The organism is Microvirga yunnanensis (assembly GCF_025460875.1).
This window is the reverse complement of the sequence record NZ_JAMXFI010000094.1, coordinates 1-13,095: the sequence shown is the minus strand read 5'-3', so window position 1 is coordinate 13,095 and position 13,095 is coordinate 1. Positions and strand designations below refer to the sequence as shown.

Below are 13,095 nucleotides of genomic sequence, written 5' to 3'. Positions count from 1 at the left end.
CCTTTTGGACTGGCTACGCCGTCATGCAGCCGCGGCCTGCTGGTGATTGAGGAGAGACTTTCCAACATCGGTGCGAGTGCTAACGCGCTGCATTGAGGGGTGACGCGACAGGCGTGTGGCGACAAGTTGTGCATCGGCGGAGATCGGGACAGTGAGGGTGATGATGGCTGAGGCAGTTCCATCCGTCCTCGCCGCAAGGGCAAAGCTACGCAGTTCAAAGCCGAAACGCTGAGCATCGCCCAGGAGACGGATTGCCCCATCGTATGAATCGTTGAGGGCTGCCTCGACAACAATCTCTCGCATCGGTTCTGCCAACATCCTTGCCTCCGAACTGGCCATTCAACTGGAGAAGACTTTAGCGGAGTTCGGCCAGGATTTCTTGCCGAAGAACGTGCTTTATGCTCTCATTTCAGAATGAAACCTGGCAAATCGACGGCGAGACAGAACAAGCATTCTGCGGGGCAACTTGGCCGCGACAGACCATCGCTCGACGGGATGGATCGCAAGATTCTCTCGGCTCTCCGAAGCGACGGACGGCTCACGATGGCTGAGCTTGCCGAGAAGGTTGGCCTCTCCCAATCACCCTGCTGGACCCGGGTAAAGCGCCTGGAGGCCAACGGTGCCCTCGAGAGCTATGTGGCGGTTCTCAATCACAAGGCTATCGGGTTGCCGAATGTGGTCTTTGTCGAGGTGACGCTTGATCGGCACGACGAGAATGTCCTCGCACAATTCGGCGATGCCTTGGCGCAGATCCCAGAGGTGATTGAGGCACACCTCGTGACCGGAGACTATGACTATCTCGTCAAAGTGGCAGTAGCCGACACAGAGCACTACGAGCGGTTCCTGCGCGAGAGCCTCTACCGAATTCCAGGCATCCGCCACTCGCGCTCAACCTTTGCCCTTCGGGAGTTGAAGCGAGCTATATCCGTTGATCCCCTGCTGCTTGCGGACAGGTGATCGTATGGTCTCCTTCCTGTCCAGTGAAGGGGCAGGCTCCAAAATCGGCAACCGCAAAGGTTCAGGCTGACAAAGAGAAGCGCCTCGCGTGTGGCAGAGGCGCTTAAGTTCCAGGGAGGACCAGGCCCCAGCCGCTCCATCATGGACTAGACCAGAATGCCCGATGGATGAGATTCTGGCTGTAGCGCAAAAGGCACGGGCGCCAGAAGTTGCACCCTTAGAGGCAGGCGAGCAGGAGAGTGACGCTGATCAAGACATCAAGACAGACACCCGTCCTTTGGCGCACCGGCGTTCGCAACCGGATCAAGAGCAACAGGTCTGACGAAGGAAAGAGCCTGCAGTTCGTGTGAAGTGATGGACCGCTTAGTTCGCACGGACTCCACCTACCATGAGTAAGTGGCCAGCAGGGCTTGAGCACGAGCCGGAGGCACGTCGGCCTGCTCATCGGCGCTGTTCCCTCACTGGCCTCGAGGATCAGGTTGCTGCAGATTTCCTCAACCTGAACATACGTGCGACGCTGCGGCTGGCCGGGAAAGTAGCTTGATGTGTGTGAGGATCGAGCGGTCAGCCAAACGCTTGACCTCGTGGCCAGACACGGCAGGATAGCTTGGCGGAAGCGCACCTGACGGGACTTGAGGAATACTCAATGGCGACTGGTACTGTGAAGTGGTATAACGATACCAAGGGCTATGGCTTCATTCAGCCCGACACCGGCGGCAAGGACGTTTTCGTGCATGCCTCGGCGCTCGAGCGGGCCGGCATGCGCGGCCTCGTCGAAGGCCAGAAGATCTCCTATGAGGTGGAGGCCGACCGCCGGACCGGCAAAGAGTCGGCCACCAACCTCCAGAAGGCTTGATGGACACAACCGGATCGGCAACTCGGGACTGACCCATAAGCCGCTCCTGACGGGGCGGCTTACTGTTTGGACCGGCTACGCCATTCGGGGCTGACGGAGCGAGAGCTTCAGCCTCATGTCCCAAAAGCGGCCTCGCCTTCTGCCGAGCGGCACTTCGCATCGTTCCAGTCAATCAGGTCAGAGACGGGCAGACGCGCCAATATTGCATGGCAGGTGCGATCGGTCGAAATGTTCGACCAGCGCCGAGGGCCGCTCACAGACGGGTGGGCGGGGCGACAAGGAGAGCAGTGCATCCGAGCCTGCCCTTGTCCCTCAAGCCATGGGGCTAAAACTTCGCTCCAGTGACCCTCGGCGACAGGTCTGTGACGAAAGGACGAGCACGATGGTGGTGGTCCGACCGTCAGTTGTTTGTTACTGAGTAGAGAGCGAGCAACGCCTCCCTTTCCCATGCACCAGAACCAGACCTGAGGAGCTTGATTCATGGCGGACCGTCTGAAGCAAGGCGAGGAGCAACCCGAAAAGGATCAGGCCAGCACGCCTCACCTCGATCGGCTCGAGAAGCTTGCCAACGCTGCCGCGACAGCCGCCCAGGCGAGACAATGGCGGGCGCGCAAGAACGGCCTGCAGGATCAGGGTGAGACCTCTGAAGTGCGAAATCTCAATCATGATGCAGAGGCGAGAGCTCAAGCAGAAGCCGCGATGCGGCAGATGATGGCAAAGTCCCAGGGAAAGCGGCGGTAATCAGGTCGCTTCTAGCCCAGCGGCTGACAGCGATGCTGCTGATCTCTGCCGTCCGGAGAGCACGGCATCAGATCCCGGATCGGCAGTCTCGCTGACGCTCAGGCTGGACGAAGTGTTCAGGCTCAGCCTCCTGTCGTTGGTTTCCCGGACACTGACCGGCACCACCTAGGTTGGTAGGGCCTCCTCATCCGCGATCCGGAGGGTCACAGACGTTCCGTCCTACGGGACATCCATTTCGGAAGCCTGTTGTGCATGATAGCGTGATCGTGGCTCAGGACTTTAGCTCCTCCCTTCCCTCCCCCGCGTTGGCCTCGCCGGATGCCCCGGTCTCCAGCGCGTGAACTCGGGCCTCGATCCACCCGCTCATCTTGTCGACGAACTCCATGGCGTAACCCCTCAGCCCCTCATCAGCCTCATAGGTCTGCAGGAAGGCTTGCCGCACCTTCTCAACTTCATCCTCGATGTAGGCGGAGCGGTGACCAGAGGGCACGCTGACGGCCCGCTCGGCAATCGTCGCAACAATCTTCTCGATCCGAGCGGCTTGCTGTTCTCGATTCATCTTCGCCTCTCGTCCCAGTGCGGCCGATCCTGTCAAGCGCCTCCGGTTTCGCCGATAGCCGCTCTCAGGTTCTCCAATGCTGCTTCAAATTTCGAGCCCGGCACATAGGCCATTAGGAGAAAGCTGATTAGTTTCTCTGTCCCTGTCTCCCGCAGATTCAGGTTAGGCCATGTGGACGGATTGGGATGAGCATTGGGTGAGTGGATTCCCAAATCAGGCAGGCAATGATTCATGGCAGGTCGGCTTCAGGAGGCGCGACCATGCTGACGGGAATGACGGAGGACGACTGGGCGACGGTGCTGCGGGTGTTTGCCGGCTCGTGCTCCCGGCGCGGCGCCAAGGGCCGCAACGACCGCCGCTTCCTGGAGGCGCTGCATTATTTCACCGTCCACAACATCACCTGGCGGGCGCTGCCGGCGTGCTTCGGCCACTGGAACTCGGTCTGGAAACGCTTTTGGCGCTTGAGCCGGGCGGGCGTGTTCGAGGCCTTCTTTGAGGCCCTGGCGGCCCTGAGTGGCACGGCGCATCTGGTGCAGATGTTCGATTCCACCATCGTACGCGCCCATGTCTCGGCGGCCGGGGCAAAAGGGGGCAGAGCCGACAAGCGCTAGGTCGCTCCCGGGGTGGCTTCTCGACCAAGATCCACCTCAAGACCGACTGGGATGGTGACCCGCTGGGCTTTTGCCTGACCGGCGGTGAGGCCAGCGACAGCCCGCACTTCGAAACCCTGCTCGACGTCGGGCCGGACATCACGCCCCGCGCTGCGGTAGGCGACAAGGGCTATGACGCCAAAGCCAACCGACAGGCGGCCCGGGCCCGCGGCATCTGCCCGGCCATTCCGTACCGCACGACGACCAAGGACAAGCCGAAGTTCTTTCCCAAAGCGCTCTATCGTGGGCGGGCTCGCATCGAACAGACCATGGGAAAGCTCAAGCGGTTCAAGCGCATTGCCTTACGCTGCGAGAAAACGGACGAGAACTACGGCTCCTTCGTCGCGCTTGCTTTGAGCTTCATCCTCATCAAATCCGTCCACACGACCTAGGACCCACTTGCGGGATCGACAGCCACCGGAGCATTCGCGTGAGAGCGAGCAAAAGCCTGTGATCATCCTTAAACTGGCAAGCTGCTACATCGGGCGGCCTCGACTGTCAGACTGCCTGGCCTGGATCCAAAGCGCGATGTCACTTCATTTTGCATGCAGACATCCTGGCTGATAGACCGATCGACCTTCGCCGAAGCATTTGGATTTTGGAGCTACTCCTGAAAGGAAACAGGGCGTGGTCCAGGACCAAAGACCCACTCCTCTTGCTCAGTTGCGGATGGATGGAGACCACTTAGCCTATGAGACGTGGCTCAAGTAGTTGCCCCTACGGGAGTTACGGCGCTCCGGCTGAGAGTTAAAGCGAACCTCTCTTGGCTGGAGCGTTTCCTTTTAAGCTCGACTTGGCCGAGCAGCGCTCGATCCTGCCACCTCATTTCGGGCGCCTTGCGTCGGTTGGCCAATTATCTCATGCTCACCGTGGTAGTCTGTCGACGGTAGTCCGCCGCATGAAGGGATCCGAGTTTCAAGCGGATTTCAGGTGGGTTTGGGAGGGCCGCAGGTGACTGCCTGGAGGGCTGCCTGATGCGGCACTCGTCTCTGAGCTTTGCGAGCATCGGCGCCGTCAGCGTAGCGCCGCGTGAGCCTCTGCTGAGGACCTCGCGTTTCCGCTCATATGCCAGGTCGAGATCACCAGCGTATCGATCAGCACTTGTCGCGAGAGCTCATCCTTGGGCACAGCCACGCACGTTGGTAGCGTGATCACGCCTGTCCTGGTAAAGAGAAGCGCCTCGTGCAGGGCAGAGGCGCTCCCCTTCCAGGGAGATTCGGCCCCCCAGCCGTTCCTTCAAGGACGCCGCCAATATGCCTGATGGCCAGCGCTTTGGCTGTATCGGAATCAGCACAGGCGCCGAACAATGTGGCCTTAGAGCGCGGCCAGCAGCAAACTCAGGCCGATCAGGGCGGCAAAGGAAACGACAAACCGCACGGCGGCTTGTGTGAATGTCGGGGCATGTGTCGGAACAAAGACAGGCGCTGCAACCTCTGTCGGCGGCATGATGAAGACCTCGATGAATGCGGCAGGTTCTGGAAAATGGTGGGAGGGGCGATCCAATCGTGTCGCTCGGCGATGCGATATGTCGGATTTCGACGCTGATGTCTGTAGCCGGCAGGTTACACGGCGGGTCTTTATGCGCGTGATCCGCTGGCTTTTGAGAGCCGCATTGCCGCTGGCTCAGGATGACGTACATTCATGCTGTGCGTCATTCCCTTGGCACACCCGCTCCGGTCGAGGTTTCAGACAGCGCCTCCGCCGGGGCGTTTCTCTCTCATGCACCCTGAGACGCGGTGCCTCGGTTGTTGGTCTTCACAGCTGGGTGGCCAAGCCAGGCGCACAGCTCCTCCAAGGACGGAAAGCTGTGCTCGACCTCCCGGAACGGTGCGGGCCGCCTGCTCCGCGGCAACTCCTCCAGCAGTTCGGCGGTCCAAGTATAGGGCTGGCGCAGGCCGCTTCTCACCACGCTGGCCACGATGGTGTCGCCGAGGAGAAGGTCATAGGCGCCGGGCGCCAGCTGGATCAGGCTGTAGGTCATTGCGGGCTCGCGTCCGGGGCCAGCTGGTGATCAATCCACTCTCGGGCTTTGGCCAGGACCGTCTCCCGCCCTGGGGCCATGATCAGAGTGGGCTTATGGTCGGGCCGGGTCACGAGGGCCATCCAGTCCAAGCCGCTCGGGCTGAGGCGGATGCAATAGCCGTGATGGTCGACGAGAGCGGCATCCTGAGAGGGAGAGGAAACGGTCATTATTGGACGGGTTGGTTTGGATGAGCGGGCAGGTCTAAACGGCGTTGGGTCGATATGTGGTGGGCCCGCCCGGACTCGAACCGGGAACCAGACCGTTATGAGCGGCCGGCTCTAACCATTGAGCTACAGGCCCACAGACGCGGACTATGCCGGATCGAAAGTGGCTTGGCTATTGCATGATCACTACTAAGTCATGAACGACGCCGCGGTCCAAGAGAATGGTTGTCTCCTGACTAACACGGCCTTGCCGCACTCCCGGCATCAAGGCCGGGAGTGCTTTGATGAAGCCTATCAGGAGATGGGCCGATCTGCCGTCGGAGACATGATCGTCTGAGTGGCCTCTTGCGCAACCTGGGCCGAGATCTGCGCGAGACGCTGGCTGTTGCCAATCATCTGCTCAACATTCTGACGGATCAGAGAGCTCTGGAGGCTCACCAGATCCGGTATCGAGCGACAGCCCAATAACTCGTTCATGCCATCAAGGTTTTTGAGCAGGCGCTCCTGTCTGAGGCCGAACCATTCCAGTGCGATCGTGCCGGTTCCGCGGGCCAGGATCCTGTTCGAACGGGCTACGGCTTGCAGATATCGTGGCGCGTGATCCAGAAGGTTTGATGTCACTTGACCCTGGACGCCGGTGACCTCGATGGCGCGGTCAACGATTTCGGCTGCGACCGGCAGGCTGGCCTGGGCCGTCGCTTGGATCTCCTGCTCTATGTCCTGGGTAGCCTCCGGAATAGCCTCAACTGCCGCCAGCAGGTTGCCGCTTGTGCGCGGTGTGCGTTTAGCCCTCGGGCGCCGGACCGGCTGGTCACCGGCCGCCCGCGTGGCCTCGGCGATCTCCTCCTCAACCTTTTCGACGACCGCCTCGACCTCCTCCTCGTTCAGGACCTTCAGCACCACCGGAAGCAGTTCGTTCTTGTCGTTGCGGATGTGCTGCTGGAACACCTTCCTCAGCTCCTCGACCTTCGGCAGAAACGTATCGCTGTCCTTCGGCGTGGCGGCAAGCTCGTCCAGAAGAGCCCTGGTCTGCTGATTGTCATCCCGCGCTTCGCGGACGAGGTCAGCGGTTTCTGGGTGGTTCTCCAGCACCGGAAACAGGTGCTGCTCCTGCAGATTGGCCAGAAGATACAGCTCATGAGCCAGGCTTGCGAGCAACTGTTCGCGGGTCTCAGCAGCATCATTGGCTGTCCCCAGCAGCTGGGCGATGAGTTCGTTGGCTTTATCAGGCGGAGTTTGGCCGATGGTTCGGTTGATCATCATTCCTCGCAGACAGGACAGAGGATCCGGCATCATCGACCGTACAGAGCCTGCAGCGGTCGTAAGGCGAGATCCCGCCAAGGGGTGAAAGAACGCCAGAGACAGGTACGCGCAATTGGGCAGGCAAGCTTGTTGGTTTGTAGAACGCAACAACGACACAGCCGCAGTCAACAAGCTCGACCATTCATATGGCAGTGCAGCATGAGGGAGCAAGCCTTCGGCTTAGATTGGCCGTGATGCGCGGCAATATAGCCCAAACCGCGCGATTGTGCGCCGCACAATAAGCCTTGACTTTCATTGTGCGATGCACAATAAGCCAGCAGCCGATATCTTGAGCGGCTGCATCTTACAGCGGGCAAGGCGCCCTTTTTGGAGAACCATCATGAACCAGCCGTTTGAGACCGTTCAGAAGCTCGGCAAAGACAGCTTTGGCGCGACCGTGAAGGCACTCGAGGTTGCCACCACCGGCACGCAGGCGATCGCTGTCGAGACCGCCGACTATGCCAAGAAGTCGTTTGAGCAGACTGCCTCCACGTTCGAAAAGCTCGTTGGCGTCAAGTCGCTCGACAAGGTGATCGAGATCCAGACCGAATACGCGAAGAGCGCCTACGAAGGCTTCGTTGCTCAGTCAACGAAGACCCGTGAGCTCTATGCCAAGCTGGCTCAGGACAGCCTTGCGCCGTTCGGTGCCCTCTACTCTGCCGCGCAGGCGACCTTCGCCCCGGCAAAGCCCACAACGCGTGCAAAGTAATCACAGGCACCATCAGCCTGTTTAGAGCGTCCGGCTCGCCGTCGGGCGCTCTCTTATGTTTGCTGCTGTGCATACTTCCTGATTGCATCAATAGCGCTTGCTTGATCAGCCCAACGGCTCGCCAAGCAATCCGTAGCACTGGAGAAGCAACAATGCTGGGATCTTGGGTCAGGCTCACCCTCGATACAACTCTGCTCGGCTTGGAAGCGCAAAGTGTGATAAGCCTGCGCTTGGCGCAGATTGCAATGGGTCAGGGTACTCCGGCTGAGGCGCAGCTCATGGTGACAGAGAAGATGCTCGCCTTCATGGACGCCGCCATGACAGTTGCAGCCGGTGGGTCGGCTCATCAGGTCGTGCAGGATTACCGAAGGCAGGTCCAAGCAAATGCAAGGCGCCTGAGACTGGCCTGAGACCAGCATTGCGGGCTAGATTCTTAACGCCACCTCGCTCCTCAAGAGCACGTCAGATCCGATCCGAGATGTCAGGCGGCGTGCATCTCATGCTCGTCAGGAATGGACCGGTTCGATATTTGCCCGATGACACCGACAAGCTGGTGCGGACGGTACGGCGTTCGAAGGCAGGGAGCGCCAGTGACCTTCTCCCGCTCCGGGAGCCTGTTGGGAATGCCGCAGGTGTAGACGACCTTGATGTTTGGGTCATCCTTGCGGGCGGCCTTCGCGAGTGCCAAACCCTCGGAGAAGTTCCCCAACTCTACGTTGATGACCAGAACGCTGATGCGCGGGGTTGTGCGCAGAAGCTCAAAAGCCTTCTCAACACTGGCCGCCACCAAGACGTCATACCCATAGCCAAGAAGGCCGTTGCTGGTCAGGATGCCAGTCAGTCGATCCTTGGAAACCAGAAGAACAAGCGGTTGTCGAGCCATATGGCGCCTCTCAGAAGAGAAGGATCCGCCCACATGGTTAACAAGTGCTTACATCAGGGGATCTACTCGGTGACATTTGTGGTCATCCGCACAAAGGTGGGTGAGAACCCAGCGGCTGCAACTGATGTCCCATGTGAGATGCTGGAATGGACGCAACCGGCTCAAGGAGCGGACCATAAGGTTGCAAGACTATTGATGCCCTGGGGATCAATGTCTTTGGTATTCTCGCTGCTGGTATCAGCCGGATCATTCCATTTGTGAATGTCACCGGCTTGCGGCCTGAGACAATCTCGGAGTCAGCACAGCCGTCGCTCTTCGAGCCTGGTGTACTCAACGATGCGTCCAAGGACGATTGACTGATGAGAGCGATTCACCAGGAGCTGAACATCGCTCCGATAGCCATTTTGACAGCCCTTGGCCATCAGGCGCTTGTGTCCAAGACATACACATTGGACAAATTATCCGAAGCAGCACCGCCTCTGCCGCGACGCGATTTCTCTAAGCGGCTGAACTGATATCAAGAACGCCGCACTCGTTTTTGGCGAAGGCTGGCTATTGACTGAGCGCCATTTTTCCCTAGGTCCCGCATTATTCCGCTAGGATCGCTGCAATGCAGCTCGCGGGTAACAATCTGCATCGCCATGCGTCGATAACATGGATCGCCAGAGCACTTCCTTGACTGCGCCAAAACTGATCAGTTTCTCGGCAGACGAGCTGCTTTGTGCGCATAATCTGCTGGGACCCGCTAATGGCTGCATTTTGAGCAGGTCTGCCTTGTTGAACTTTGTGGTGCACTGCACAGTTTGTTCGCCATGAAACTCTCACTCCAAGACCTCCTGATCGGCTCTCACCCTGACCACGGCACCCAAGCCGACGCACCTGCCCCAATTCGGCGCCGGGTCATCGCGTCGAAGACCAGCAGGAGACGACTCTCTCTGGCTCTCCAAGGCGGTGGTTCTTTTGGTGCGTTCACCTGGGGCGTCCTTGATCGCCTGCTGGCCGAGGATGATCTGGTGCTGGATGCTGTGAGTGGCGCAAGTGCCGGCGCGGTCAACGCTGTTCTTCTGGCCTCGGGGCTGTCCGAAGGTGGCCGATTGGGTGCGCGACAGAAACTGGAGCGTTTTTGGAGGCGCGCCAGCGATACTGCGCCTCGGACGCAGTCCGGTGCCGCACTGGCCATGGCAACCAGCGTCCTATCCCCGTACCAGTTCAATCCATTTAACGTGAACCCGCTCAAATCGCTGTTGGCCAGCGAAATTGACTTCGATGCCCTGCGGGCGAATCCCAGTGTGCGGCTGCTCATTGGAGCTACCCGCGTACGCGATGGCAAATTGCACATCTTTCGTGAGAAGGCTTTAACGCTCGACGCCGTTCTGGCGTCCGCTTGCCTTCCGGTTATTCATCATGCCGTCTCGATTGATGGTGAAGCCTATTGGGATGGCGGGTACTCGGCCAACCCGCCACTGATCCCGCTGGTTTCTGCCTCACGAGCTTCTGAAGCTCTGATTGTGCAAATCATGCCAACGGCTGGCGCAGAGATGCCAACAACATCCTCTGAGATCGCCAAGCGCATGGAGCAGATTACCTTCAACAGCTCACTTCTGCGGGATATGGACGCTCTCGCTGCCATGCGGTCATTGTCTGGCGCTGAGCCGGGAGGATCAGTTCTCTCGCGCAAGCTCCGCAAGCTACATCTCCACCATATCGCGGCTGAGGAGAGCTTTCCGCTGCTGAGCCAATCGAGCGCGCTCAATCTGGATTGGCCGTTCTTGCTTCAGCTTCGTGATGTGGGACAGGCAGCAGCGGATAAATGGTTGTCGGGGGCGACTAACGGACTTTCGAGCTAACCCTTTCCTCAGTGATGAGCTTCGAACGCAACCTCTCCTGTTGATTGCACTGGCTGCGAGTGCCTGCCGGCAACGGAGACCTGCCCTTCCTAGCCGCTTGTCCAGATGCGATGTTTCTGACCATACGCATGAACAGGAGTTTCTGGCCGCCTCGCTGCCGGTGTCCTCTGCTGAGAGCACCTGCTTCAGGGGGAAGACCACTGGCGGAGGCCTGACATCGCATTGCTTAGTCTAATGTGGTAACCGTCACCCGCTGGCCGCAGGAGTATGTTCCATGTCGTTTGCGACGAACCGCCTCGGGGAGCTTCCAGATGCCACTGCTCCAGATGGCTCCGAGGTGCGGGTCCTGTGCAGCACGAGCCGGGGCAGCCTGGCGCATTTCACGCTGCCGCCGCACGCGGTCTCGAGGGCCATGGCGCACCGGAGCGTTGAGGAGGTCTGGTACTTCGTCTCTGGTCGGGGGCAGATGTGGCGCCGCTGGCATGACCGGGAAGAAGTCGTGGACGTGGAGCCTGGGGTCGCCATCTCAATCCCGGTTGGAGCCCGCTTCCAGTTTCGCTCCGTCTCGCCCGAGCCCCTGACGGCGGTGGGAACTACGATGCCGCCGTGGCCGGGCGACGGCGAGGCGTTTGCCGTCGATGGGATCTGGGAACCAACTGTTTGATAGGTTCAGGAGAGTGTCGCGTTAACGCTCCGGGTGCCGAGGTCCAGTGCTATACTTCCTCAAGCCTTAAACCGAGCCGAGCGAAAGATGGAAACTAAGAATTTACATAGGGATGCGATCAATTGCTTCTGAAGAAGCCGCCATTTCCGAATGCTATGACATAAAGGCATAGCACCTCTTCGAGGATGCTGCTCCTCAGGAAAGGCCCGATCCTTCTATGCTGCAGCGCAGCAAGAACAATGATCGCCGGCCACTAAGGCCGGTCACTGCTGGGGGCCTCCATGTTCGTTATCTACATCCTGTCCAAGATCCGTAGCCACAAGTTCTATTGTTAGACCTGATCGATGCCCGCACCCAAAAAGAAGCCGTCTGGCGTCCAGACCTCACTCCGCTTCAATCCTCCCTCCCTGGAAGAGGCGATCTATGCCGCGCAGGGTCTCACCGACGGGGTTGATGGTCAGGCAGAGATTGCCGCAAGGCTGATGGGCTTGTCGGAGGCAGAGGTCAGAGCCGCGATTCTCAAGGCAGCCGCCGCCAGGCCACGCCTCTCCAGCCGGCCACTGACTCAGGCTCGGGTTGCGCCAGGCCGACAACCTGTTGTGGTGGAGCGTAGAGCGCCGCGCGTCTTGACCCGCTGAGGGCAGGCTTTCGTTTCGCCTGATCGCGCCCCGTCGCACGAGGCCGTATCCTGTTATGGATGTTCACCTTCCAGCGTGAAACCCGCCTTGAGCACGACTTGGTAATGGTGAACCTCGCCGTTCTCCACATGTCCCCGGGTTTGCACCACCTCAAACCACCTCAGGTTGCGTAAGGTCTGGTCGGCACGCTTGATTGCCGTTTGGATTGCATCCTCGATGCTGCTCGTCGACGAGCCCACCAGTTCAACGACCTTGTAGACGTGATCGGACATTCTACCCTCCCTGCTTGTATCCAAGGATCATAGGTAGGGCGACCGATTTCGCCTGCGAGGCCGGTGCGCTCAGCCGGCGCGTGGAACGAGGATCAGGAACATTGCGGCTGCTGACGTCGATTGGTGGTCGAGGTATTCCCATAGGTGTGAGGGAGCAGCCGCTCAAAGCTGCTGCGAACAGTGCCGTAGCACTCACAAGAGGTCTGCTCCAGACTGGCGCGGTCGGTCACCGTGATGACACCACGGCCTTGTTTGATGAGACCTGCCTCCTGGAGTGATCGGGTGATGCTGCTGACGGTGGAGCGCTGCACGCCCAGCATGTCGGCCAGGAACTCATGCGTCAGCGGCACGGTGTTCCGATCGAGCCGGTCGTGCATGCTCAGGATCCAGCGGCAGGCGCGGGCTTCGACACTGTGGACGGCATTGCAGGCGACGTTCTGCAGAACCCGGGCCATCATCGCCTCGGCGAAGCGCAACACCAGTTGGCGCACCTTCGGGCGCTGGCCGATCACCGCGTGCAGGCGCTCCAGCTCGATTCGGGAGGCAGTGCCGGAATTCAGCACGATGTAGCGCCCGAAGGAGTGGCTGGCTGTCATCGCACTGACGAGGCCTAGGGCCCCTTCTCGACCATAGACCGCCATCTCGGCCGAGCGGCCGTCCTTCAGCACGGCCACCAGCGACACCACCGTGTCCTGAGGAAAGATGGCATGCCTCAGAGGATCCCCCGCCTCGTACAGCACTTGGTCCTGCTGCAGGGAAACCCCGTCCAGGTGCGGCTCCAGTGCCGCGAAGTCGTCCGGCTCCAGGGCCGCCAAAAGGCGATTAGCGCG

At 59.8% G+C, this 13,095-nt stretch carries 16 protein-coding genes, 1 tRNA gene and 1 pseudogene; 9 read left to right on the top strand and 9 right to left on the bottom strand.

What is annotated here, in order from left to right:
- Positions 1-21: 21 nt before the first annotated feature.
- A complete protein-coding gene (locus tag NF876_RS31545; protein ID WP_262272149.1) occupies positions 22-318 on the bottom strand; it encodes a hypothetical protein in 297 nt (98 codons plus the stop codon).
- A 177-nt stretch (positions 319-495) separates the two neighbouring features.
- Between NF876_RS31545 and NF876_RS31540 the strand changes: the two genes are divergently transcribed.
- From NF876_RS31540 to NF876_RS31530, 3 genes are all read left to right on the top strand, one after another.
- A complete protein-coding gene (locus NF876_RS31540; RefSeq protein WP_262272148.1) occupies positions 496-957 on the top strand; it encodes an Lrp/AsnC family transcriptional regulator in 462 nt (153 codons plus the stop codon).
- A gap of 646 nt (positions 958-1,603) precedes the next feature.
- Positions 1,604-1,813 (top strand): cold-shock protein, encoded by a 210-nt coding sequence (locus NF876_RS31535; RefSeq protein WP_262272147.1) that lies wholly within the window; start codon positions 1,604-1,606, stop codon positions 1,811-1,813.
- A 480-nt stretch (positions 1,814-2,293) separates the two neighbouring features.
- Positions 2,294-2,554 carry a hypothetical protein gene (locus NF876_RS31530; RefSeq protein WP_262272146.1) on the top strand — a complete coding sequence of 87 codons (261 nt, stop codon included), beginning with the start codon at positions 2,294-2,296 and terminating at the stop codon, positions 2,552-2,554.
- 271 nt (positions 2,555-2,825) lie between these two features.
- On the opposite strand, the gene NF876_RS31525 is transcribed toward NF876_RS31530, so the two are convergent.
- The gene (locus NF876_RS31525; RefSeq protein WP_262272145.1) at positions 2,826-3,113 is read right to left on the bottom strand and encodes a hypothetical protein; all 288 of its coding nucleotides are present in this window, start codon (positions 3,111-3,113) and stop codon (positions 2,826-2,828) included.
- Positions 3,114-3,373: 260 nt separating this feature from the next.
- Here NF876_RS31525 and NF876_RS31520 point away from each other — a divergent pair, with 260 nt between their 5' ends.
- Together NF876_RS31520 and NF876_RS31515 are read left to right on the top strand one after the other, a co-directional pair.
- Positions 3,374-3,724 carry a transposase gene (locus tag NF876_RS31520; RefSeq protein ID WP_210808149.1) on the top strand — a complete coding sequence of 117 codons (351 nt, stop codon included), beginning with the start codon at positions 3,374-3,376 and terminating at the stop codon, positions 3,722-3,724.
- A 2-nt stretch (positions 3,725-3,726) separates the two neighbouring features.
- Positions 3,727-4,155 (top strand): annotated as a pseudogene (locus NF876_RS31515) (IS5 family transposase); the annotation flags it as partial.
- 922 nt (positions 4,156-5,077) lie between these two features.
- On the opposite strand, the gene NF876_RS31510 reads toward NF876_RS31515, so the two are convergent.
- The 4 genes from NF876_RS31510 to NF876_RS31495 all read right to left on the bottom strand — a co-directional run bounded on the left by NF876_RS31510 (position 5,078) and on the right by NF876_RS31495 (position 7,384).
- Positions 5,078-5,266 (bottom strand): hypothetical protein, encoded by a 189-nt coding sequence (locus NF876_RS31510; RefSeq protein WP_262272144.1) that lies wholly within the window; start codon positions 5,264-5,266, stop codon positions 5,078-5,080.
- A gap of 214 nt (positions 5,267-5,480) precedes the next feature.
- Complete coding sequence (locus NF876_RS31505) at positions 5,481-5,744, bottom strand: hypothetical protein (RefSeq protein WP_262272143.1); 264 nt, start codon at positions 5,742-5,744, stop codon at positions 5,481-5,483.
- Positions 5,745-6,010: 266 nt separating this feature from the next.
- A tRNA-Ile gene (locus tag NF876_RS31500) sits at positions 6,011-6,086 on the bottom strand.
- 158 nt (positions 6,087-6,244) lie between these two features.
- Positions 6,245-7,384, bottom strand: coding sequence for a phasin family protein (locus NF876_RS31495; protein WP_262272142.1), 1,140 nt, complete (start codon positions 7,382-7,384; stop codon positions 6,245-6,247).
- Between the two features lie 208 nt (positions 7,385-7,592).
- On the opposite strand from NF876_RS31495, the gene NF876_RS31490 reads away from it, so the two are divergent.
- Positions 7,593-7,961, top strand: a complete 369-nt coding sequence (locus tag NF876_RS31490; protein WP_262272141.1) for a phasin family protein — start codon at positions 7,593-7,595, stop codon at positions 7,959-7,961.
- Between the two features lie 152 nt (positions 7,962-8,113).
- The gene (locus NF876_RS31485) at positions 8,114-8,371 is read left to right on the top strand and encodes a hypothetical protein (protein WP_262272140.1); all 258 of its coding nucleotides are present in this window, start codon (positions 8,114-8,116) and stop codon (positions 8,369-8,371) included.
- A 71-nt stretch (positions 8,372-8,442) separates the two neighbouring features.
- Here NF876_RS31485 and NF876_RS31480 read toward each other — a convergent pair whose 3' ends face one another.
- Complete coding sequence (locus NF876_RS31480) at positions 8,443-8,844, bottom strand: response regulator (protein WP_262272139.1); 402 nt, start codon at positions 8,842-8,844, stop codon at positions 8,443-8,445.
- 812 nt (positions 8,845-9,656) lie between these two features.
- On the opposite strand from NF876_RS31480, the gene NF876_RS31475 reads away from it, so the two are divergent.
- Complete coding sequence (locus tag NF876_RS31475) at positions 9,657-10,691, top strand: patatin-like phospholipase family protein (protein ID WP_262272138.1); 1,035 nt, start codon at positions 9,657-9,659, stop codon at positions 10,689-10,691.
- 274 nt (positions 10,692-10,965) lie between these two features.
- A complete protein-coding gene (locus NF876_RS31470) occupies positions 10,966-11,355 on the top strand; it encodes a cupin domain-containing protein (RefSeq protein WP_262272137.1) in 390 nt (129 codons plus the stop codon).
- Positions 11,356-12,046: 691 nt separating this feature from the next.
- Here the strand turns inward: NF876_RS31470 and NF876_RS31465 are convergent.
- Together NF876_RS31465 and NF876_RS31460 are read right to left on the bottom strand one after the other, a co-directional pair.
- Positions 12,047-12,265 carry a dodecin gene (locus NF876_RS31465; protein ID WP_210808132.1) on the bottom strand — a complete coding sequence of 73 codons (219 nt, stop codon included), beginning with the start codon at positions 12,263-12,265 and terminating at the stop codon, positions 12,047-12,049.
- 92 nt (positions 12,266-12,357) lie between these two features.
- A partial coding sequence (locus NF876_RS31460) for a Crp/Fnr family transcriptional regulator (RefSeq protein WP_262272136.1) occupies positions 12,358-13,095 on the bottom strand: 738 nt, incomplete at its 5' end.

Bases quoted from the DNA above. Each gene is read 5' to 3' on its own strand.
- NF876_RS31475 (WP_262272138.1), top strand. From the start codon at position 9,657: ATGAAACTCTCACTCCAAGACCTCCTGATCGGCTCTCACCCTGACCAC.
- NF876_RS31490 (WP_262272141.1), top strand. From the start codon at position 7,593: ATGAACCAGCCGTTTGAGACCGTTCAGAAGCTCGGCAAAGACAGCTTT.
- NF876_RS31470 (WP_262272137.1), top strand. From the start codon at position 10,966: ATGTCGTTTGCGACGAACCGCCTCGGGGAGCTTCCAGATGCCACTGCT.
- NF876_RS31480 (WP_262272139.1), bottom strand. From the start codon at position 8,844: ATGGCTCGACAACCGCTTGTTCTTCTGGTTTCCAAGGATCGACTGACT.
- NF876_RS31520 (WP_210808149.1), top strand. From the start codon at position 3,374: ATGCTGACGGGAATGACGGAGGACGACTGGGCGACGGTGCTGCGGGTG.
- NF876_RS31545 (WP_262272149.1), bottom strand. From the start codon at position 318: ATGTTGGCAGAACCGATGCGAGAGATTGTTGTCGAGGCAGCCCTCAAC.
- NF876_RS31530 (WP_262272146.1), top strand. From the start codon at position 2,294: ATGGCGGACCGTCTGAAGCAAGGCGAGGAGCAACCCGAAAAGGATCAG.
- NF876_RS31485 (WP_262272140.1), top strand. From the start codon at position 8,114: ATGCTGGGATCTTGGGTCAGGCTCACCCTCGATACAACTCTGCTCGGC.
- NF876_RS31505 (WP_262272143.1), bottom strand. From the start codon at position 5,744: ATGACCTACAGCCTGATCCAGCTGGCGCCCGGCGCCTATGACCTTCTC.
- NF876_RS31535 (WP_262272147.1), top strand. From the start codon at position 1,604: ATGGCGACTGGTACTGTGAAGTGGTATAACGATACCAAGGGCTATGGC.
- NF876_RS31465 (WP_210808132.1), bottom strand. From the start codon at position 12,265: ATGTCCGATCACGTCTACAAGGTCGTTGAACTGGTGGGCTCGTCGACG.
- NF876_RS31525 (WP_262272145.1), bottom strand. From the start codon at position 3,113: ATGAATCGAGAACAGCAAGCCGCTCGGATCGAGAAGATTGTTGCGACG.
- NF876_RS31540 (WP_262272148.1), top strand. From the start codon at position 496: ATGGATCGCAAGATTCTCTCGGCTCTCCGAAGCGACGGACGGCTCACG.